This window comes from Streptomyces sp. NPDC027185, from assembly GCF_055567035.1.
In genome coordinates this window covers 838,459-858,704 of sequence record NZ_JBVHRF010000001.1, presented here as the reverse complement: position 1 = coordinate 858,704, position 20,246 = coordinate 838,459, and the positions used below count along the sequence as shown (strand labels likewise).

General features: G+C 70.2%; 17 protein-coding genes and 2 tRNA genes. 14 read left to right on the top strand and 5 right to left on the bottom strand.

The features are described from left to right. Nucleotides 1-43: 43 nt before the first annotated feature. On the bottom strand, nucleotides 44-1,261 hold the full coding sequence (locus ACZ4M8_RS03670) for an acyltransferase family protein (RefSeq protein WP_467603015.1): 1,218 nt from the start codon (nucleotides 1,259-1,261) through the stop codon (nucleotides 44-46). Between the two features lie 699 nt (nucleotides 1,262-1,960). Between ACZ4M8_RS03670 and ACZ4M8_RS03665 the strand changes: the two genes are divergently transcribed. Beyond that, nucleotides 1,961-2,155: a hypothetical protein gene (locus ACZ4M8_RS03665; RefSeq protein ID WP_030283919.1), complete on the top strand. Its 195-nt coding sequence runs from the start codon at nucleotides 1,961-1,963 to the stop codon at nucleotides 2,153-2,155. Nucleotides 2,156-2,232: 77 nt separating this feature from the next. On the opposite strand, the gene ACZ4M8_RS03660 is transcribed toward ACZ4M8_RS03665, so the two are convergent. Next, entirely contained in the window at nucleotides 2,233-2,610 is a 378-nt protein-coding gene (locus tag ACZ4M8_RS03660) for an arsenate reductase family protein (RefSeq protein ID WP_467603013.1), read from the bottom strand. Nucleotides 2,611-2,687: 77 nt separating this feature from the next. Then, a tRNA-Gly gene (locus ACZ4M8_RS03655) sits at nucleotides 2,688-2,758 on the bottom strand. Nucleotides 2,759-2,894: 136 nt separating this feature from the next. Here ACZ4M8_RS03655 and ACZ4M8_RS03650 point away from each other — a divergent pair. The 5 genes from ACZ4M8_RS03650 to clpX all read left to right on the top strand — a co-directional run bounded on the left by ACZ4M8_RS03650 (nucleotide 2,895) and on the right by clpX (nucleotide 7,734). Continuing rightward, nucleotides 2,895-2,971 (top strand) — tRNA-Pro (locus tag ACZ4M8_RS03650). A 300-nt stretch (nucleotides 2,972-3,271) separates the two neighbouring features. Next, the gene (gene tig / locus ACZ4M8_RS03645) at nucleotides 3,272-4,657 is read left to right on the top strand and encodes a trigger factor (protein WP_467603012.1); all 1,386 of its coding nucleotides are present in this window, start codon (nucleotides 3,272-3,274) and stop codon (nucleotides 4,655-4,657) included. 287 nt (nucleotides 4,658-4,944) lie between these two features. After that, nucleotides 4,945-5,547: an ATP-dependent Clp protease proteolytic subunit gene (locus tag ACZ4M8_RS03640; RefSeq protein WP_467603468.1), complete on the top strand. Its 603-nt coding sequence runs from the start codon at nucleotides 4,945-4,947 to the stop codon at nucleotides 5,545-5,547. 67 nt (nucleotides 5,548-5,614) lie between these two features. Next, on the top strand, nucleotides 5,615-6,292 hold the full coding sequence (locus tag ACZ4M8_RS03635; RefSeq protein ID WP_467603010.1) for an ATP-dependent Clp protease proteolytic subunit: 678 nt from the start codon (nucleotides 5,615-5,617) through the stop codon (nucleotides 6,290-6,292). A gap of 158 nt (nucleotides 6,293-6,450) precedes the next feature. Next, complete coding sequence (gene clpX / locus ACZ4M8_RS03630) at nucleotides 6,451-7,734, top strand: ATP-dependent Clp protease ATP-binding subunit ClpX (protein ID WP_467603009.1); 1,284 nt, start codon at nucleotides 6,451-6,453, stop codon at nucleotides 7,732-7,734. A 75-nt stretch (nucleotides 7,735-7,809) separates the two neighbouring features. On the opposite strand, the gene ACZ4M8_RS03625 is transcribed toward clpX, so the two are convergent. Further along, nucleotides 7,810-8,760 (bottom strand): hypothetical protein, encoded by a 951-nt coding sequence (locus tag ACZ4M8_RS03625; RefSeq protein WP_467603008.1) that lies wholly within the window; start codon nucleotides 8,758-8,760, stop codon nucleotides 7,810-7,812. A gap of 137 nt (nucleotides 8,761-8,897) precedes the next feature. On the opposite strand from ACZ4M8_RS03625, the gene ACZ4M8_RS03620 reads away from it, so the two are divergent. Then, nucleotides 8,898-11,516, top strand: coding sequence for a valine--tRNA ligase (locus ACZ4M8_RS03620; RefSeq protein WP_467603006.1), 2,619 nt, complete (start codon nucleotides 8,898-8,900; stop codon nucleotides 11,514-11,516). On the opposite strand, the gene ACZ4M8_RS03615 is transcribed toward ACZ4M8_RS03620, so the two are convergent. Next, nucleotides 11,482-12,702, bottom strand: coding sequence for a hypothetical protein (locus ACZ4M8_RS03615; protein WP_467603465.1), 1,221 nt, complete (start codon nucleotides 12,700-12,702; stop codon nucleotides 11,482-11,484). The genes ACZ4M8_RS03620 and ACZ4M8_RS03615 overlap by 35 nt on opposite strands. 224 nt (nucleotides 12,703-12,926) lie before the next feature. Between ACZ4M8_RS03615 and ACZ4M8_RS03610 the strand changes: the two genes are divergently transcribed. The 7 genes from ACZ4M8_RS03610 (at nucleotide 12,927) to mreD (ending at nucleotide 20,215) form a co-directional block, all read left to right on the top strand. Then, a complete protein-coding gene (locus ACZ4M8_RS03610) occupies nucleotides 12,927-14,375 on the top strand; it encodes a peptidoglycan D,D-transpeptidase FtsI family protein (protein WP_467603005.1) in 1,449 nt (482 codons plus the stop codon). A gap of 139 nt (nucleotides 14,376-14,514) precedes the next feature. Beyond that, nucleotides 14,515-16,026 (top strand): bifunctional tetrahydrofolate synthase/dihydrofolate synthase, encoded by a 1,512-nt coding sequence (gene folC, locus ACZ4M8_RS03605; protein ID WP_467603004.1) that lies wholly within the window; start codon nucleotides 14,515-14,517, stop codon nucleotides 16,024-16,026. 2 nt (nucleotides 16,027-16,028) lie between these two features. Further along, nucleotides 16,029-16,382 (top strand): DUF4233 domain-containing protein, encoded by a 354-nt coding sequence (locus ACZ4M8_RS03600; RefSeq protein WP_467603002.1) that lies wholly within the window; start codon nucleotides 16,029-16,031, stop codon nucleotides 16,380-16,382. Nucleotides 16,383-16,543: 161 nt separating this feature from the next. Continuing rightward, nucleotides 16,544-16,957, top strand: a complete 414-nt coding sequence (gene ndk, locus ACZ4M8_RS03595; RefSeq protein ID WP_467603001.1) for a nucleoside-diphosphate kinase — start codon at nucleotides 16,544-16,546, stop codon at nucleotides 16,955-16,957. A 298-nt stretch (nucleotides 16,958-17,255) separates the two neighbouring features. After that, nucleotides 17,256-18,275, top strand: a complete 1,020-nt coding sequence (locus ACZ4M8_RS03590; RefSeq protein WP_003985182.1) for a rod shape-determining protein — start codon at nucleotides 17,256-17,258, stop codon at nucleotides 18,273-18,275. Nucleotides 18,276-18,559: 284 nt separating this feature from the next. Beyond that, nucleotides 18,560-19,492, top strand: coding sequence for a rod shape-determining protein MreC (mreC, locus tag ACZ4M8_RS03585; protein WP_467603000.1), 933 nt, complete (start codon nucleotides 18,560-18,562; stop codon nucleotides 19,490-19,492). Nucleotides 19,493-19,495: 3 nt separating this feature from the next. Then, nucleotides 19,496-20,215, top strand: a complete 720-nt coding sequence (mreD, locus tag ACZ4M8_RS03580; protein ID WP_467602998.1) for a rod shape-determining protein MreD — start codon at nucleotides 19,496-19,498, stop codon at nucleotides 20,213-20,215. Nucleotides 20,216-20,246 lie beyond the last annotated feature (31 nt).

Genomic DNA, 20,246 nt, shown 5'->3' with positions numbered 1-20,246 from the left:
TAGGCGCCGCCCGGCACCGGCGAGGGCCTTCCCCGGCGCCCGGCTACCGGGTGGCGGACCCGCGGCCCGCGTCCGCCTTCACCGGCGCACCCGCCCCGGCCCCGCTCCGCTCCGCCGCGGCCCGCCGGACGCCCTCCGGATCCTTGCGGAACGCCCACGCCATCGTCGGCTCCATCGCGAACCGGAAGACCTTACGGACCGGCGGCGTGCACAGCGCCGTCACCACCACACCGGCGATCACCGTGACCGCGACCTCCCCGAGCGGGGTGTGCAGCCAGGCGTAGTCGTCGAACCAGCCCCAGAAACGGGACCCCTTGGCGAGGAAACCGTGCAGCAGATAGCCGTAGAGCGTGCCCGCGCCCAGCACCGTGAACCACGTCCGCCGCGTCGGCACCCAGGCGTAGAAGCACGCCGTCAGCACCAGCGAACACCCGAAGAGCGCCAGCGTCATCACGGCACCGGCCCACCAGGTGGTGCCCAGTTCCTGCGCGCTGTCACGGTGGTAGAACCACGCCGACGTCATCCGGGGCGCCGCCCAGTACGCCAGCACCACCGCCGCCGCGAAGACCGGCGCCGCCGCGATCCGCACCGCCCGCCGCCGCACCCACGCGAAATGCTCCGGCCTCAGATTCAGTCCCAGCACGAAGAACGGCAGGAACTGCAGCACCCGCTGCAGATCGAGATCGTCACCGATCTCCGGCGACACGGACGCCGCGACGGCGATGACGAGCGCCAGCGGCACCGGCCAACGGACGATCTTCCACAACGGCGTCGTCAGCCGCCAGAGGAACAACGCGACCAGAAACCACGTCAGAAACCACGGATCGAGCAGACTGACCGGCATCTTCGGATCGTCATTCGCCCACCGCGCGAAGAGCGTGTACGCCGTCTCGAAGAGGACGTACGGAACGGCGACGCCGGTGACCAGCCGCTGCAACCGGTCCTTGCGCATATCGAAACTGCGCGAGAAGTACCCGGAGATGATGATGAACGCCGGCATGTGGAACGCGTACACCGTCATGTACAGCGCCTCGGCCGCGCGACTGCCGTCGGTCAGCGGCTCCCACGCGTGCCCCATCGCCACCAGCACGATGGCGAGGTACTTCGCATTGTCGAAGAACGCGTCCCGGCCCCGCGCCGGTGCCGCTCCGTCGAGACCTCCGGCCGCGGGTCCGCTCGACGGAGACGCCGTCCGGTCCGCGACCACCCCCTCCCGGGCCTCGGGAAGGGCACGTCGCGAAGGGGCCGCAGGCTGAAACATCTGAGGCACCCTAGTGGCGATCCGCCGAATGCGTAAAACCCGCCGTCAGGTAATTCGGCATTTCCCCAGGTAAGCGCCGTACGCAGCCGCCGGCACGCGTGATCCGTTTCCCCGGTCGCACTCGCCATATCCCGCCCGAATACCGCACCCACCGTGGAGCCCACCCCGATCCACGCGGAGTTCTGTGCCATTTCACCCCCTTAAAACGGTCGATACCGTCCGCGGGAGCCGTCACCGGGAATGTCCCCTTCCCGTACCCGCGCCACCGCCCGCGATGTGAGTGGCGCCACGCCGGGAAAACGCACTCCGCCGTTCACGAGGTGAATACACCGGAGCCGCCACCCGAATATCGCAGTGGCGAAGCTCACTTATCAGCCGCCCGTGGCGAAGTGATCCGGCCGAATTACCTTGCGTGCGGCGCCGGCCGTTTCCCTCCGCCCCGCCCACCCCGTACGGTGCCCCGCCCGGCCACCCCCACGCCCGCTTCCTGGCACCTTGCCGCGCCGCCCCCGTCCCACCGGGCGAGCGCGACGTACACCCCCTTCTCCCGTCAACGGTACGAAGCGGGCAAAGCGTTGGCCGATGATTCGTCACCCGTATGCGGTGGGAAGCCACTTGGTGGCACGATGGGTGCCTGCGGGGGTGTGCGGCTGCACACTTCCCGGCCGGTGAGGCTTCCGACCGAGGGTGTGATCAGTTGTGGCTCTTTCGCTGTCAGTGGTGCTGCTGTTGGGGATCGTGCTGATCGTGCTGATCCGCGGCAAGACGATCAAGCCCGGCCCGGCGATCGTCGCCATCCTCTTCGGGTTCTTCCTCGCGTCCACCGGCATGGCCCCGTCCATAAACCGGTTCTTCAACTCCCTCGCGGACACGATCAACCACATCACCTTCTGAGCGCAGCCCGCCGCCCACCGGCGGCGCCCCGCCGGCCCGGGGCCGGACCGCACCCGCGGCCCGGCCCCGGATCCGTGTCAGCTCCCGGACGCAGCCCCCCGCGTCAGCGCGGACCGCACCGCCTCCTCGCTGCGCCCCACGACCGCCGTACCGTCATCGGCGGTGATGATCGGCCGCTGGATCAGCCGCGGATGCGCGGCCAGCACCCCGATCCACCGCTCCCGCTCCGCGTCCGACCGCTCCCAGGACGCCACCCCCAGCTCCTTCGCCTCGTCCTCCTGTGTCCGTGTGATGTCCCACGGCTCCAGCCCCAGGCGCGTCAGCACGGCGCGCAGCTCGTCCGCCGTCGGGGGCTCCTCCAGATAGCGGCGCACGGTGTACTGCGCCCCCTCCTCGTCGAGCAGGTCGACCGCCGAACGGCACTTGGAACACGCGGGATTGATCCAGATCTCCATACCGCTCACCTTATGGGCGTCCCGCGTACGACAAGAGGCCCCGGACCATCGGATCCGGGGCCTCTCACCTCTCTCTGAGCGGGCGACGGGAATCGAACCCGCGTAGCCAGTTTGGAAGACTGGGGCTCTACCATTGAGCTACGCCCGCATGTGCCACAGGTCGTCGCGACCCCGGCACGCAGTGCACTGTAGCGGGTCGGACCCCTCCACCGCACACCGGTCGGCCGCGCCGGATATCCGGCAGCCGCAGTGCCATCGGGCATGTACCCTACGTGTCGCACCGACGGGGTGTGGCGCAGCTTGGTAGCGCGTCCGCTTTGGGAGCGGAAGGTCGTCGGTTCGAATCCGGCCACCCCGACCAGCAGTATGACTTCGGCGTACGCCCCGGTGGACCGGCTCCCCGGGGCGCGACCCGCCTCTCGATGTCACCTACGGATTTTCGTAGGTGACTCTGCGCGGCCACGGCCTCCACGCGGTGCGCTCACCCGCCGCACGGGCCCGCGAGGTCGCGTTGTCGGTGCCGTCCTCCTTGCGGTTACTATGCAAGCTGCGTGCCCGTGTGTCTCAGGACCGGGTGCGATCGGCCGGGGCCCGCGCCTGCGGGAGCGTCCCGGAAGATCCCAGCAGAACCCCAAGAAGTCAGCCCCAAGGAGACCGAACCGTGAAGAGCGCCGTGGAGACCCTGAACCCGACCCGGGTTCGGCTCACTGTCGAGGTGCCCTTCGAGGAGCTCAAGGACAGCCTCGACGCGGCGTACAAGAAGATCAACCAGCAGGTCACGGTGAAGGGCTTCCGCAAGGGCAAGATCCCTGCCCGCGTCATCGACCAGCGGTTCGGTCGTGGCGCCGTGCTGGAGGAGGCCGTCAACGACGCGCTCCCGAAGTTCTACACCGAAGCGGTCAACGAGGGTGAGCTGAACGTCCTCGGTCAGCCCGAGGTCGACATCACCGAGCTGAAGGACGGCGAGCTGCTGGCCTTCACCGCCGAGGTCGACATCCGCCCCGCCCTGGAGATCCCGGACTACTCCGGCATCGAGGTCGAGGTCGACGCCGTCACGGTGTCGGACGAGGACATCGACAAGTCCGTCGAGCAGCTCCGTGAGCGCTTCGCCACCACCTCCCCGGTCGAGCGCGCCGCGCAGGACGGCGACGTGCTGACGCTGGACCTTGAGGCCAAGGTGGACGGCGAGGTCCTGGAGGACGGCGTCGCCAAGGGCGTCAGCTACACCGTCGGCTCCGGTGAGCTGCTGGACGGCATCGACGAGGCCGTCAAGGGCGTCGAGGCCGGCGGCACCGCCACCTTCACCTCCGAGCTCAAGGGCGGCTCCGCCCAGGGCAAGGAGGCCGAGGTCAAGGTCGACGTCACCGCCGTCGCCGCCCGCGAACTGCCCGAGCTGGACGACGACTTCGCGCAGCTGGCCAGCGAGTTCGACACGCTCGACGAGCTGAAGGCCGACAGCGCCAAGCGCCTTGAGCAGATGAAGAAGTACGACCAGGCCACCCAGGCCCAGGAGAAGGTGCTGGACGAGCTGCTGAAGCTCGTGGAGGTCCCGATCCCCGAGAAGCTGCTCGAGGACGAGATCAACACCCGCAAGCACAACCTGGTCAACCACCAGCTCGGCCAGATGGGCCTCGACCTCGCGAAGTACCTGGAGATCCAGGGCAAGACCGAGGAAGAGTTCGACGCCGAGACCAAGGAGCAGGCGGAGAAGGGCATCAAGACCCAGTTCATCCTCGATGAGCTGGTCAACAAGGAGAAGCTGAACGTCAGCCAGGAGGAGCTCACCGAGCACCTCATGCGCCGCGCGCAGTCCTCCGGCATGTCCCCCGACCAGTTCGCCCAGGCGGTCGTCGAGGGCGGCCAGGTGCCGATGCTCGTCGGTGAGGTCGCCCGCGGCAAGGCGCTCGCCGTCGTCGTCGAGGCCGCCACCGTCAAGGACAGCAACGGCGAGATCGTCGAGCTGGACGACGAGGAGGAGGCCGAGGCCGCCGAGAGCGTCGTCGCCGAGGCCGAAGGCGCCGAGGCCGCGGAGAAGACCGAGAGCTGAGCTCCGGCACCCTCCCGCACCCCTTGATCACGGGCCCGGACGCGCCGCTGCGCGCGTTCGGGCCCGTGTTCGTCACCGCCCGGTGAGCCTGCGCTCACAGCGAACAGTTCTCCAAGCGGGATGGCGTTGTCCGACCTGCGCGTTAGGGTCCGTAGATACGAGGGCAGGGGAGTCTCCGAACGCGCCGGGGCCATACCGTACGGCGCAGACCCCCACGCCCCGGCAGACGACGCTGAGACGGTTTTCGTACCGTCCGACAACGAGCAGGTGGACACGTGACGATCCCGATGCCTTCCGCCGCCGCTGAGCCGACCTTCGGTGGCCTCGGCGACCAGGTCTACAACCGGCTGCTCGGCGAGCGGATCATCTTCCTCGGCCAGCCGGTCGACGACGACATCGCCAACAAGATCACCGCGCAGCTGCTTCTCCTGGCCGCGGACCCGGACAAGGACATCTTCCTCTACATCAACTCCCCGGGCGGCTCGATCTCGGCCGGCCTGGCGATCTACGACACCATGCAGTACATCAAGAACGACGTGGTGACGATCGCCATGGGCCTGGCCGCCTCCATGGGGCAGTTCCTGCTGAGCGCCGGTACGCCGGGCAAGCGGTTCGCGCTGCCCAACGCGGAGATCCTCATCCACCAGCCCTCCGCCGGTCTCGCCGGCTCCGCGTCGGACATCAAGATCCACGCCGAGCGGCTGCTGCACACCAAGAAGCGCATGGCCGAGCTGACCGCCTTCCACACCGGTCAGACCGTCGAGCAGATCACCCGTGACTCCGACCGCGACCACTGGTTCTCCGCCGAAGAGGCGAAGGAGTACGGCCTCATCGACGACGTCATGACCTCCGCCTCCGGCGTTCCGGGCGGGGGCGGCACCGGGGCCTGAGCCCGCGGACCACTCGCCCCACAGCCACCCCAGCCCTTTGATCGCCACCAGGACGGTGAACCTTCCGATGAACAACTTCCCCGGCAGCGGCCTGTACCAGGGCGCCGAGTCCGAGTTTTCCGGCCCGCGCGCCGAGTCCCGTTACATCGTTCCGCGTTTCGTCGAGCGCACCTCGCAGGGCGTGCGGGAGTACGACCCGTACGCGAAGCTCTTCGAGGAGCGGGTGATCTTCCTCGGCGTGCAGATCGACGACGCGTCGGCCAACGACGTCATGGCGCAGCTGCTGTGCCTGGAGTCGATGGACCCCGACCGGGACATCTCGATCTACATCAACTCCCCGGGCGGCTCCTTCACGGCGCTCACCGCGATCTACGACACGATGCAGTTCGTGAAGCCCGACATCCAGACGGTCTGCATGGGCCAGGCGGCGTCCGCCGCCGCCGTGCTGCTCGCCGCCGGCACCCCCGGCAAGCGGATGGCGCTGCCCAACGCCCGCGTGCTGATCCACCAGCCGTACAGCGAGACCGGTCCCGGTCAGGTCTCCGACCTGGAGATCGCCGCCAACGAGATCCTGCGGATGCGTTCGCAGCTTGAGGACCTGCTGGCCAAGCACTCCTCGACCCCGATCGAGAAGATCCGGGACGACATCGAGCGCGACAAGATCCTGACCGCCGAGGAGGCCCTGGCGTACGGTCTGGTCGACCAGATCGTGTCGACGCGCAAGTCGTCGGTCTCGATGGGTTAGCGGTACCCGTACAGGCGCCGGGCGCCCGCCCCCTTGGACCGAGTCGACGGAGTCGGTCCAAGGGGGGCCCGTACGAAGGGCCCGGCAAGGTACCGTCGATAGGCAAGCACCCGGGTCCGTAGGAGCAATGCGGATCCCAGGCGAAGGGGAAGCACCTCGTGGCACGCATCGGTGACGGCGGCGACCTGCTCAAGTGCTCGTTCTGCGGAAAGAGTCAGAAGCAGGTGAAGAAGCTCATCGCGGGACCTGGTGTGTACATCTGCGACGAGTGCATCGACCTCTGCAACGAAATCATCGAGGAGGAGCTGGCCGAGACCTCCGAGGTGCGCTGGGAGGAGCTTCCCAAGCCCCGCGAGATCTACGAGTTCCTCGGCGGCTACGTCGTCGGTCAGGAGCCCGCCAAGAAGGCCCTCTCGGTCGCCGTCTACAACCACTACAAGCGGGTGCAGGCGGGCGAGAACGGCGGCGGTCGCGGCGACGAGGGCATCGAGCTGGCGAAGTCCAACATCCTGCTGCTCGGCCCCACCGGCTCCGGCAAGACACTGCTCGCGCAGACCCTCGCCCGGATGCTGAACGTCCCGTTCGCCTTCGCGGACGCCACCGCCCTCACCGAGGCCGGGTACGTCGGCGAGGACGTCGAGAACATCCTGCTCAAGCTGATCCAGGCCGCGGACTTCGACATCAAGAAGGCCGAGACGGGGATCATCTACATCGACGAGATCGACAAGGTCGCCCGGAAGAGCGAGAACCCGTCGATCACCCGTGACGTCTCGGGCGAGGGCGTCCAGCAGGCGCTGCTGAAGATCCTGGAGGGCACCACCGCCTCGGTGCCGCCGCAGGGCGGGCGCAAGCACCCGCACCAGGAGTTCATCCAGATCGACACGACGAACGTGCTGTTCATCGTGGGCGGCGCGTTCGCCGGACTGGACAAGATCATCGAGGCGCGGTCCGGCGCCAAGGGCATCGGCTTCGGCGCCACGATCCGCTCCAAGCGTGAGATCGAGTCGAAGGACCAGCTCAAGGACGTCATGCCGGAGGATCTGGTGAAGTTCGGGCTGATCCCCGAGTTCATCGGCCGACTGCCCGTCCTCACCTCGGTGCACAACCTCGACCGCGAGACGCTGCTGCAGATCCTCGTCGAGCCGCGCAACGCCCTCGTCAAGCAGTACAAGCGCCTCTTCGAACTCGACGGCGTGGAGCTGGACTTCGACCGTCCGGCGCTGGAGGCCATCGCCGACCAGGCGATCTTGCGCGGGACCGGCGCCCGCGGACTGCGCGCGATCATGGAGGAGGTCCTCCAGTCGGTGATGTACGAGGTCCCCTCCCGCAAGGACGTGGCCCGCGTCGTCATCACCGAGGACGTCGTGCACTCCAACGTCAACCCGACCCTGGTGCCGCGCAGCCGCGGCGAGTCGGGCGAGCCGCACGAGAAGAGCGCGTAGCGCCCCCCCCGTACACACGAGAGCCGCCCGGCAGCGCACGCGCTGCCGGGCGGCTCTTCGTCGGGCCCGTGGCGGCTACTTCTCCTGGCGCACCTCGTTGCGGAGCGTGGCGGTCTTCTCCGACAGCTGCTCGGTGGTGAGCGCCTGCGAGGCGGAGGAGCCCGACGGGTCGGGCTTGGCGGCGGAGCTGACGATGCCGACGGCGCTGCTGTCGGCCCAGACGCAGGTGGTCGCCGTCACCGCCCCGCTGATGCCGTTCGACGCGGAGTAGGTGCCCTTCTGCGTACGGCACTTCATCACGGCGCCGTCGAAGTCGTCGGGGGAGAACGACGTGATCGGCACCGTCGTCTCGACCTTCACCCGCGAGGAGTTCTTCTTCTGGTCCGCGTCGACCTTGGCGAACAGGGTGTCCACCGCCGAATCCGGGTCCGCCACCTCGCCGTAGACGCCCGTGACGCTCAGGCCCTGGCCGCCGGCGTTGGAGTAGGAGCCCTGCACCACCTTGCTGTTGGTGATGCCCATGGCCCGGAGTTCCTTGTCGTTCGAGAAGTTCTTGTCGCCACTCGGGGCACCGGGCTGCTGAGGGGCCTTGGTGTACTCGCCGTTCACCAGCTTGTCCTTGAGGACGATGGTGTACGGGGGGACGCTGCCGCCGGAGCCGAAGGCGAAGTAGGCGCCGACGCCGATGGCCGCGACGACGGCCACCGCGCCGATGATCATGCCGATCTTCTTGCCGCCGCCACCGGAGGACGGCGGGCCCTGCGGGATCGCGCCGTACGGAGTCTGCTGGCCGTACGGCGCCTGCGGCTGCTGGCCGTAGGGGCCCGGCTGCTGCGGCGCGCCGTACGGGGCCTGCTGGGGGGCGCCCTGCTGGGGGTAGCCGTAGCCCTGCTGCGGGGGCACCTGGCCGCCCTGCTGCGGATAGCCGTAACCGGGCTGCGGGGCCGGGGGCTGCGGCTGGCCGTAGGGTCCGGGCTGCTGCGGCTGCTGGCCGTACGGTCCGGGCGGCGGCTGGTTGAAGCTCATGGAGCGGTTCCCCTCGTGACTGCTGGCGGCAGGGCTTTTCCTGCTCTGACACATCCTGTACGACGCCGGTGACAGCGAGGGCCCCGGGGGCGAAACCGATTCGAAGCTGCGACATCCGCGCCCGTACACTGTCGGTCGTGACCGAGAACACTCAGCAGAGCCCCCACAGCGCCCCCGAACTGCCGACCCAGTACACGCCGGCCGACGTAGAGGGGCCGTTGTACGAGCGCTGGGTAGAGCGCGGTTACTTCAGTGCCGACGCGAAGAGCGAGAAGCCCCCGTACACGATCGTCATCCCCCCGCCCAACGTCACCGGCTCGCTCCACCTGGGCCACGCCTTCGAGCACACGCTGATCGACGCCCTCACCCGCCGCAAGCGCATGCAGGGCTACGAGACGCTGTGGCAGCCGGGCATGGACCACGCGGGCATCGCCACGCAGAACGTCGTCGAGCGGGAGCTGGCCAAGGAGGGCAAGTCCCGCCACGACCTGGGCCGTGAGGCGTTCGTCGAGCGGGTCTGGAAGTGGAAGGCCGAGTCCGGCGGGCAGATCGCCGGGCAGATGCGGCGCCTGGGCAACGGCGTCGCGTGGGACCGGGACCGCTTCACCATGGACGAGGGCCTCTCCCGCGCCGTCCAGACCGTCTTCAAGAAGATGTTCGACGAGGGTCTGATCTACCGCGCCGAGCGCATCATCAACTGGTGCCCGCGCTGTCTGACGGCCATCTCGGACATCGAGGTCGACTACCAGGACGACGACGGCGAGCTGGTCTCGCTGAAGTACGGCGAGGGCGAGGACACCGTCGTCGTCGCGACGACCCGCGCCGAGACGATGCTCGGTGACACCGCGGTCGCCGTCCACCCCGACGACGAGCGCTACGCCCACCTCATCGGCAGGCGGATCGCGCTGCCGCTGACCGGCCGCACCATCCCGGTCGTCGCGGACGCCCACGTCGACCCGGAGTTCGGCACCGGCGCCGTCAAGGTCACGCCCGCCCACGACCCGAACGACTTCGCCATCGGCCAGCGCCACGACCTCGAATCGATCAAGGTGCTGGACGAGCGGGGCGTCATCACCGCCCACGGCCCCTTCGAGGGTCTGGACCGCTTCGAGGCGCGGTCCGCGATCGTCGCCGCGCTGCGCGCCGAGGGCCGGATCGTCGCCGAGAAGCGGCCGTACGTCCACTCCGTCGGCCACTGCTCGCGGTGCAAGACGACGCTGGAGCCGCGGCTGTCGCTCCAGTGGTGGGTGAAGGTGGAGACGCTGGCCAAGGCGGCGGGCGACGCGGTCCGCGACGGCCGGGTCAACATCCACCCCGCTGAGCTGACGCAGCGCTACTTCGACTGGGTCGACAACCTCAACGACTGGTGCATCTCCCGCCAGCTGTGGTGGGGCCACCGCATCCCGGTCTGGCACGGTCCGAACGGCGAGACGGTCTGCGTCGGCCCCGACGAGCAGCCGCCGAGCGGTGAGGGCTGGGAGCAGGACACCGACGTCCTCGACACGTGGTTCTCCTCCGGTCTGTGGCCGTTCTCCACGCTGGGCTGGCCGGAGCGGACGCCGGATCTGGAGAAGTTCTATCCGAACGCGGTGCTGGTCACCGGCTACGACCTGATGTTCTTCTGGGTCGCCCGGATGATGATGTTCGGCCTGTACGCGATGGACGACGTGCCCTTCCGTACCGTCGCGTTCCACGGCATGGTCCGGGACGAGCACGGCAAGAAGATGTCGAAGTCGTTCGGCAACACCGTCAATCCGCTGGACTGGATGGACAAGTACGGCTCCGACGCCCTGCGGTTCACGCTCGCCCGCGGCGCCAACCCCGGCACCGACGTGCCGATCGGTGAGGACTGGGTCCAGGCGTCCCGGAACTTCGCCAACAAGATCTGGAACGCCACGCGGTTCGCGCTGATGAACGGCGCCACGATCGAGGGCGAACTGCCCCCGGCCGAGCAGCTGTCGGCCACCGACCGCTGGATCCTCTCCCGGCTGAACACCGTCGTGGCCGAGGTCGACGCGTACTACGACGACTACCAGTTCGCGAAGCTCGCCGACGCCCTCTACCACTTCGCGTGGGACGAGGTCTTCGACTGGTACGTCGAGCTGTCGAAGACGACGTTCCTGGCCGGCGGCGAGGCGGCGAAGGTCTCGGCGCGGGTCCTGGGCGAGGTGCTGGACACCACGCTGCGGCTGCTGCACCCGATCGTGCCGTTCGTCACCGAGACGCTGTGGACGACGCTCACCGGCCGGGAGTCGCTGGTCGTCGCCGAGTGGCCGGCCGACTCCGGCTTCCGGGACACGGCCGCCGAGCAGGAGATCGCGCTGGTCCAGCAGGTCGTCACCGAGGTCCGCCGGTTCCGTTCCGACCAGGGGCTCCAGCCCGGTCAGAAGGTGCCCGCGCGGCTGGAGGTGGCCGGTACGGCGCTGGCGGCGCACGAGGCGGCCATCCGGTCGCTGCTGCGCCTCCAGCCTGAGGGTGAGGAGTTCAGCGCCACCGCGTCGCTGCCCGTCGCCGGTGCCACCGTCGCGCTCGACCTCTCCGGTGCGATCGACGTCGAGGCGGAGCGCAAGCGGCTGACGAAGGACCTGGCCGCCGCCGAGAAGGAGAAGGCGCAGGCGCTGGGCAAGCTCGGCAACGAGGCGTTCCTCGCCAAGGCGCCGGAGAAGGTCGTGGACAAGATCCGCGGCCGGCTGGCCACCGCCGAGGAGGACCTCGTCCGGATCACCGCTCAGCTGGCGGCGCTGCCGCAGGCGTGACCGCGCCCGGGGACTGCCCCGGGATCCGCACCGCAGGCCCCTCGTCCGTCCGGGCGGGGGGCCTCGGCCGTGCCGCGGCGCCGGTGTCCGCCCCCCGGCGCCCGGCCCGCGTGCCCCGCTCGCGTACCGGCCACAGCAGGACGTACGCGGTGGACACCGCCACGAAGCCCAGCCGGATCAGGCCGCGCGCCGCGTCGTCCGGGACGGCGAAGACACTGCCGTAGAGGGTGAGCAGCGCCAGCCAGCTCCACCACGGCACCAGCCGCCGCTGCCCGATGACGTCCCAGAGCAACGTGCCCAGCAGCACCGATGCCGTGTAGTACGTGTAGACGCTGGGGTCGAGGACGATGCGGGCGTTGGCGCCGAGCAGGACGACGGCGGCCCAGCGGCCCCGCCACACCGCGAGCGAGCCGAGGGTCAGGCCCAGTACCGCCTGGGCGGGGCGGTCCCAGCCGGGTGTCTCGGGGTCGCCGACGCCGAGCCAGCGCAGCGCGGACGCCGGGTGGTTGGGGATGGTGAAGCGCGCCGCGGCGACCGTACCGGGGGAGTCCAGGAAGAACGGCAGCCAGGCGAGCGCGACCAGCGCGGCGCACCACAGCCCGGCCCGCAGCCACTGCCGCCGGGGCAGCGCCAGCAGCAGCGGCAGGAAGGCGAGCGCGGTGGGTTTGGCGTCCATCGCCAGCGCCAGGCAGGCGCCGGTCGCGACGGGGTTGCCGCGGGTCAGGAAGCGGACGGCGAGGGCGGTGAAGAACAGCGCGAGGACGTCGTCGAGGTGGCCGAAGCGGACCGCGACCTCGATCCACATCGGGATGAACGCCAGCCCGGCGATCAGGACGCGCTGCCGCAGCCGCCGGTGGTTGGTGCCGGTGCCCAGGAAGTGTTCGGCGGCGCTGCGCCCGGCCAGCACCGTGATCACCAGGCCGAGCAGCGACATCAGCGCCGCGGCCAGGAACTGCCCGGTGGCCTCGGGGAACGGGTTGAAGACCCCGGCGACCAGGAAGCTGACCGGGCCCATCTGGAGTTCGGGATGGTGGGCGTAGAGGTTGAGGCCGCCGGTGCCGTCGCCGGCGGAGCCCTGGTAGAGGAGTTCCCCGCCGTCCCGCAGGTAGTGCCAGGAGAAGCCGCCGTGCGGTTCGACGACGGCGAACCAGAGCACCGTCCAGGCGGTGAGCAGCACCAGATGCATCCGCTGACGTGTCGGCGGCACGTTCTTCGCTCCCGTATTCCGTCCGTTCCGGTGGGGGAGGGCCCGTGGCGCTCCCCGCGACGAAGAGGGGGGAATGCGGGGAAAAGTTGCCTGGCCGGGACGGACGGTCATTTTCATCGCGCTCTCATCGAACGGAGGAACCCTGGACGGGGCCCCGGGAGTTTCCGGAGGAACCGCCCGAACCGTGAGGAGCAGCGCCGATCATGAACAAACCTCTGCGCCGGGTCTCGGTCTTCTGCCTGACGCTGATCGTCGCGCTGATGGGCTGGGCCACCTGGATCCAGGGCGCCCAGGCCGGTACGTACCGCAGTGATCCGGACATTCCACGGGTCACCATAGGGAAGTACGCGGCCCCGCTGGGCAACATCCTCGTCGACGGCCGCCCCGTCACCGGCTCCGCCGAGACCTCCGGCTCACTGCGGTACAAGCGCACCTACACCGACGGCTCCCTCTACGCCCCGGTCACCGGCTTCGCCTCGCAGATCTACGGCTCCAACCAGCTGGAGGCGCTCTACGGCGACCTCCTCGACGGCACCGACAGCCGCCTGCGGTCCCCGGCGGACGCGCTGACCCGCGGTCGCCCCAAGGGCGGCGACGTCGCCACCACCATCGACGCGTCGGTGCAGAAGGCCGGGTACGCGGCGCTCGGCGGCAAGAAGGGCGCCGCCGTCGCCCTCGACCCGGCCACCGGCAAGATCCTCGGAATGGTCAGTACCCCCTCGTACGACCCGGGGAAATTCGCCGGATCGGATGACGCGGACCGTGCGGCGTGGCAGAAGATGAGCGACGACCCGGACAGCCCGGAGGTCAACCGCGCGCTGCGGCAGGCGCTGCCGCCCGGCTCCACCTTCAAGCTGGTCGTCGCGGCGGCGGCGCTGGAGGACGGGCTGTACTCCTCGGTCGACGAGCCGACCCGCAGCCCCGACCCGTACACGCTGCCGCACACCCGCACCCAGCTGCGGAACGAGAGTGCCTCGGCGCCGTGCGAGAACGCCGACATCCGTACCGCGCTCCAGTACTCCTGCAACACCGTCTTCGCGAAGATGGCCGCCGACCTGGGCAAGGACAAGGTCCGGGCGCAGGCGGAGAAGTTCGGGTTCAACGACAGGAAGGTCGACACCCCGGTGCGGGCCGGCAGGAGCGTCTACCCGAAGGACATGGACGAGGCGCAGACCGCCCTCTCCGGCATCGGCCAGTTCGACGACCAGGCCACCCCGATGCAGATGGCGATGGTCGTCGCCGCCATCGCCAATGGCGGCGAGCTGAAGACCCCGCAGCTGGTCGACCGGCTCACCGACGGCTCCGGCAACACCCTGGAGGAGCCGGGGGCCACGACGTACGGCCGGACGATGTCGGAGCGCACCGCCGGGCAGCTGCGCTCCGCGATGCGCACCGTCGTCGACAAGGGCACCGGCTCCAACGCCAGGATCGACGGCCTGACCGTCGGCGGCAAGACCGGCACCGCCCAGCACGGCGTCGACAACAGCGGTACCCCGTACGCGTGGTTCGTCTCGTACGCGCAGGACGACCGGGGGCGTCAGGTGGCGGTCGCGGTGATGGTCGAGGACAGCGACGCCGCCCGCGCCGAGGTCTCCGGCAACGGCCTGGCCGCGCCGGTCGCCCGCGCCATGATGAAGGCGGCGCTGCGGTGAGGACCGCGTTGCGGTGAACGGGCCGGGGGCGGGTGCGCCGGGTGGCTGGCCTGCGGTGGCGCGGCCGGGGCCCGCGGTGGGGCCGCGGGCCGTGGTGCGGGCGAGACCGTTGTCAGGGGTGGCTCGTAGACTGGTCGGCGTGAGCGAGAGCCCCCAGAACGACGACCCCGAGCAGACCGACGCCTTCGAGGAGATGGTCGACGCCGAGACCCGGCGCGACCCCGATCTCGCGGTGATCGAGGCCGGCAGCCGCACCCTGCGCGCCCAGGCCGGACCCCCGCAGGGGGACGTGCCCAGCCGGCCCGAGGACCCCGAGACCGACCGTGCGCTGCGCGCGGTCGAGGAGGAGCTGGCGGGGCGCTGGGGGGAGACCAAGCTCGACCCGTCGGTGCAGCGCATCGCGGCGCTGCTGGACATCCTCGGCTCCCCGCACCGCGCCTACCCCGCCATCCACATCACCGGCACCAACGGCAAGACCAGCACCGCCCGGATGATCGAGGCGCTGCTCGGCGCCTTCGACCTGCGCACCGGCCGGTACACCAGCCCGCACGTCCAGTCCGTCACCGAGCGGATCAGCCTGGACGGCGCACCGATCTCCGCCGAGCGCTTCATCGAGACGTACCGCGACATCGCCCCGTACATCGAGATGGTCGACGCCCAGCAGCAGTACCGGCTGTCGTTCTTCGAGGTGCTGACGGCGATGGCGTACGCCGCGTTCGCCGACGCCCCGGTGGACATCGCCGTCGTCGAGGTCGGCATGGGCGGCACCTGGGACGCGACCAACGTCATCGACGGCGATGTCGCGGTGATCACCCCGATCGCGCTGGACCACACCGACCGGCTGGGGGACACCCCCGAGAAGATCGCCGTCGAGAAGTCCGGAATCATCAAGAAGGACGCGACCGTCGTCCTGGCGCAGCAGCCGGTCGAGGCGGCCTCGGTGATGCTCAAGCGCGCGGTCGAGGTGGACGCCACCGTCGCCCGTGAGGGCATGGAGTTCGGGGTGCTCTCCCGCGAGGTCGCGGTCGGCGGGCAGATGCTGACGCTGCGCGGTCTGGGCGGTGAGTACCCGGAGATCTTCCTGCCGCTCTACGGCGCCCACCAGGCGCACAACGCCGCGGTGGCGCTCGCCGCGGTCGAGGCGTTCTTCGGCATCGGCTCGGCGCACGCCCGCAGCCTGGACATCGACACCGTCCGCCGGGCGTTCGCCTCGGTCGCCTCGCCGGGCCGGATGGAGGTCGTCCGCCGCAGCCCGACGGTCGTGCTGGACGCCGCGCACAATCCGGCGGGCGCCCGCGCCGCGGCCGACGGTGTCACCGAGGCGTTCGGCTTCAGCCGCCTGGTCGGCGTGGTCGGCGCCAGCGACGACAAGGACGTCCGGGGCTTCCTGGAGGCGTTCGAGCCGGTCTTCGCCGAGGTTGTGATCACGCGTAATTCCAGCCACCGCGCGATGGACCCGGACGCGCTGGCCGCGGTCGCCGTCGAGGTGTTCGGCAGTGAGCGGGTCCAGGTCGAGCCGCGGCTCGACGACGCGCTGGAGGCGGCGATCACGCTGGCCGAGGAGGAGGGCGAGTACTCCGGGGCGGGCGTGCTGGTCACCGGCTCGGTGATCACGGTCGGCGAAGCACGGCTGCTGCTGGGGAGGGGCTGACGATGCGGACGCTCTGTGCGAGCACCCTGATCGGCGAGTTCTTCGTCATCGGCTTCGCCGGTCTGGTGGCGATGCAGCTCAACGACCTCCCGGCGGCCACGGTCTGGACGGTCAGCGGTATCGCGATGCTGCTCTGCGTCCTGCTCTGCGGCGTGCTGACCCGCCCCGGCGGCGTGCAGCTGGGCTGGGCGCTCCAGATAGCCCTGATCGCCAGCGGTTTCGTCGTCCCGACGATGTTCTTCCTCGGCGTGGTCTTCGCCGCGCTGTGGTGGGCGTCGGTGCACTACGGCCGGAAGATCGACGAGGCGAAGGCCCGCTGGGCGGCGATGGCCGAGGCGGAGGCGGAGGCGGCGTAGCGCCCCGCGGCGCGGGCGCCGCTCCCGCGCCGCTCCGGTGACCGGAGCCCGTCGCCCCGTGCGGCCGGGGGCCGCGCCCCGTACGGTCCCGGGCGCCGGGCTCCGGCCGCCTCCCTGTAGCCTCGCCTCACCGCACCCGTTCTTCGCAAGGAGCTTTCTTCATGAGCCAGCGCACCCTCGTCCTCCTCAAGCCTGACGCGGTCCGTCGTGGCCTGGTCGGCGAGATCATCGGCCGGATCGAGCGGAAGGCCGGCTGGACGATCGGTGCCCTGGAGCTGCGCACCCTCGACCGCGCGATCCTGGAGCAGCACTACGCCGAGCACGTCGGCCGGGACTTCTACGAGCCGCTGATGACGTTCATGTCGTCCGGCCCGGTGGTCTCCCTCGTCGTCGAGGGTGAGCGGGTCATCGAGGGCGTCCGCGCGCTCGCCGGACCGACCGACCCGATTACCGCACCGAGCGGGTCCATTCGTGGGGACTTCGGCACGATCACCCGGGAGAACCTGATCCACGCGTCGGACTCCGAGGAGTCCGCCGAACGGGAGATCAAGATTTTCTTTCCCGGCCTCGCCTGATACATCATCGCGCGTATACCCCTCGTGACCAGGGGCGACCGAGGAAATCTCCGGTCGCCCCTCGGCATATCCGCCGCATTCGGGGGAACGCGCCCCCGCGACACGACGTCACCATTGAGTAAGGCGGGTGCGGCTACCGCCGACAATGGCGGAAGCAGCGCCCACCGCCGTGTTCGGACGGGCGGCGTGACGAACTACGATGAAGCTTCCGCGCCGTGCCGGCGCATCACCTCCTGCCGACCTCCAGTAAGCATTCGCTCCAGTTGGGAAGGCCAGACGTATCCTCATGGGGAACAACATGTCGTTCATCGGCCGTGACATGGCTGTCGACCTCGGCACCGCCAACACGCTGGTGTACGTCAGGGGTCGCGGGATCGTGCTGAACGAGCCGTCGGTGGTGGCCATCAACACCAACACCGGTGGCATCCTCGCGGTGGGTGCCGAGGCGAAGAAGATGATCGGGCGCACGCCCGGCAACATCGTCGCCGTACGGCCCCTCAAGGACGGCGTCATCGCCGACTTCGAGATCACCGAGCGGATGCTCCGGTACTTCATCCTCAAGATCCACAAGCGGCGGTATCTGGCCCGTCCGCGCGTCGTGGTCTGCGTCCCCTCCGGGATCACCGGTGTCGAGCGCCGCGCCGTCATCGAGGCGTCGACGCAGGCGGGTGCGCGTCAGGTGCACATCATCGAGGAGCCGATGGCCGCCGCGATCGGCTCGGGTCTGCCGGTCCACGAGGCCACCGGCAACATGGTCGTCGACATCGGCGGCGGCACCACCGAGGTCGCGGTCATCTCGCTCGGCGGCATCGTCACGGCCCAGTCCATCCGCGTCGCCGGCGATGAGCTGGACAACGCGATCATCCAGCACATCAAGAAGGAGTACAGCCTTCTGCTCGGGGAGCGGACCGCCGAGAGCATCAAGATCACCATCGGCTCGGCGTACGACCTGGAGCAGGACGAGCACACCGAGATCCGCGGGCGTGACCTGGTCTCCGGTCTGCCGAAGACCGTCGTCATCTCCGCCGCCGAGGTCCGCAAGGCCATCGAGGAGCCCGTCAACTCCATCGTCGACGCGGTGAAGACGACGCTCGACAAGTGCCCGCCGGAGTTGTCCGGCGACGTCATGGACCGCGGCATCGTCCTCACCGGCGGCGGTGCGCTGCTGCGCGGTCTGGACGAGCGGCTGCGCCGCGAGACCGGTATGCCCATCCACATCGCCGAGGACCCGCTCGACTCCGTCGCGCTCGGTTCCGGCAAGTGTGTCGAGGAGTTCGAGGCGCTCCAGCAGGTTCTCGACTCTCAGCCGCGCAGGTAACCCGACCGGACCGCCGGCGCCGCGGACGTCCTGCGGCGACCGGTCCGGGCGGGCACCATGGCGGAGGGCCGCCCTCCTCTTCCCGCGGCCCGCTGATATACAGGCACCACCCCGAAGCGGCCGGTGTCCGGCCCCGGGCACCGCCCAACCCCCGGAAAAACCCGGTGGACTGACCCCGCACCACCAGCCACCGCGTACACAGGCACAACACTCTGCACTCCCGAACGAGACCGGCGCGGGCCCGCAGCCGGCCGGTCCTACGAGGAAGGACACGGCCGCCGCACGTGAGGGACACACGAGAGAGCCGGCTGCTACTTGTGCTGCTGGTCGCGATCGCGTTCGCGCTGATCACGGTGGACATCCGCGGTGGCGAACAGTCCCCGCTCGACGGCGCCCGCCAGGCCGCCGCCTCCGCCTTCGGCCCCGTCGAGAACGGCGTCGCCTCCGCGGTCAACCCGATCGGCAACGCCATCGGCGCGGTCCGCGACTCCGGCGAACGGCACACCAGGATCGCCGCGCTGGAACGCGAGAACGCCGCCCTGAAGGCCCAGCTCGGCTCGTCCGACCGCAACCGCAACCGCGCCGCCGAGCTGGACAAGATGCTCAAGACCGCCGGCGCCGGCCAGTACGGCATCAAGGGCGCCCAGGTCATCGCCATCGGCGCGGCCCAGGGCTTCTCCTGGACGATCACCATCGACGCGGGCAGCCGGGACGGTATCGCCCGTGACATGACGGTGCTCAACGGTGACGGGCTCGTCGGCCGCGTCACCACCGTCGGCACCTCCACCGCCACCATCCTGCTCGCCAACGACCCGGACTTCACCGTCGGCACCCGGATGGAGAAGACCGACGAGATCGGCTTCGCGTCCGGCCAGGGCGGCCGGGCGATGCGCGTCCAGCTCCTCAACGGCAAGGCGTCGGTGAAGAAGGGCGACCGGATGGTCACCTTCGGCTCCAGCCGGGACAAGCCGTTCGTGCCCGGTGTGCCGGTCGGCCGCGTCGTCAAGGTCGAGCCGTCCAACGGGGACCTGACCCGCACCGTCCAGGTCCGTACGTACGTCGGCTTCTCCCAGCTCGACGTCGTCGGTGTGGTCGTCCAGCCGCCGCGCAAGGACCCGCGCGACACCGTGCTCCCCGCGCCGCCGGCGAAGCCCCGGCCGACGCCCACGGTCACGGTCACCGCCACGCCCACCGACGGCGAATCCCCCAGGAGCTGACCGATGCGCATCAACCGGATCCTGCTGACCGTCCCGCTCGTCCTCATCGCCCTGGTCCTCCAGGTCAGCGTCCTGGCCCGGCTGCAACTGCCCGGCGCCGTACCGGACCTGCTGCTGCTCGTCGTCGTCGGCCTCGCGTTGGTCCACGGGCACGTCGGCGGCTGCCTCGTCGGCTTCGCCGCCGGGCTCCTCGCCGACCTCGCGCCCCCCTCCGACCACGCCGTCGGCCGCTACGCGCTGGTGCTCTGCATCGTCGGGTACGCCGCGGGCCTGACCCGCCCGGAGAACGGCCGCCACCGCTCGGCGACCGTCCCGCTGCTCACCGTCCTCGGCGCCGCCGTCGTCTCCACGCTGCTCTACGCGGGCGTCGGCGCGCTGGTCGGCGACACCACCGCCCGGCACGTCGGCGTCGGCGGTCTGGTCCTCAGCGCCACCGTCTACGACCTGCTGCTCGCGCCGTTCATCGTGCCCGGTGTGATGGCGCTCGCCCGCCGGCTGGAGGGCGAGCCGCTGACCGGCGACGGCTCCGGCGGCACGGGCGGACCGGTCGCCGGCCGGGAGCCCGCGTACGGCTGGATGACCACCGGCACCGGCCTCAAGGCGAGCCGCGGCGGGGTGAAGGCCGGGCGGACGCCGAAGCCGCCCCGGCCCTCCCGGGGCGGCCTCCTCGGCCGCTCCGCCCGGAACAAGGCCGCGCGCATCAAGGGGGTCAAGCGCCTGTGACCGACCGACCGCCCCGCGTCCGCACCGAGCA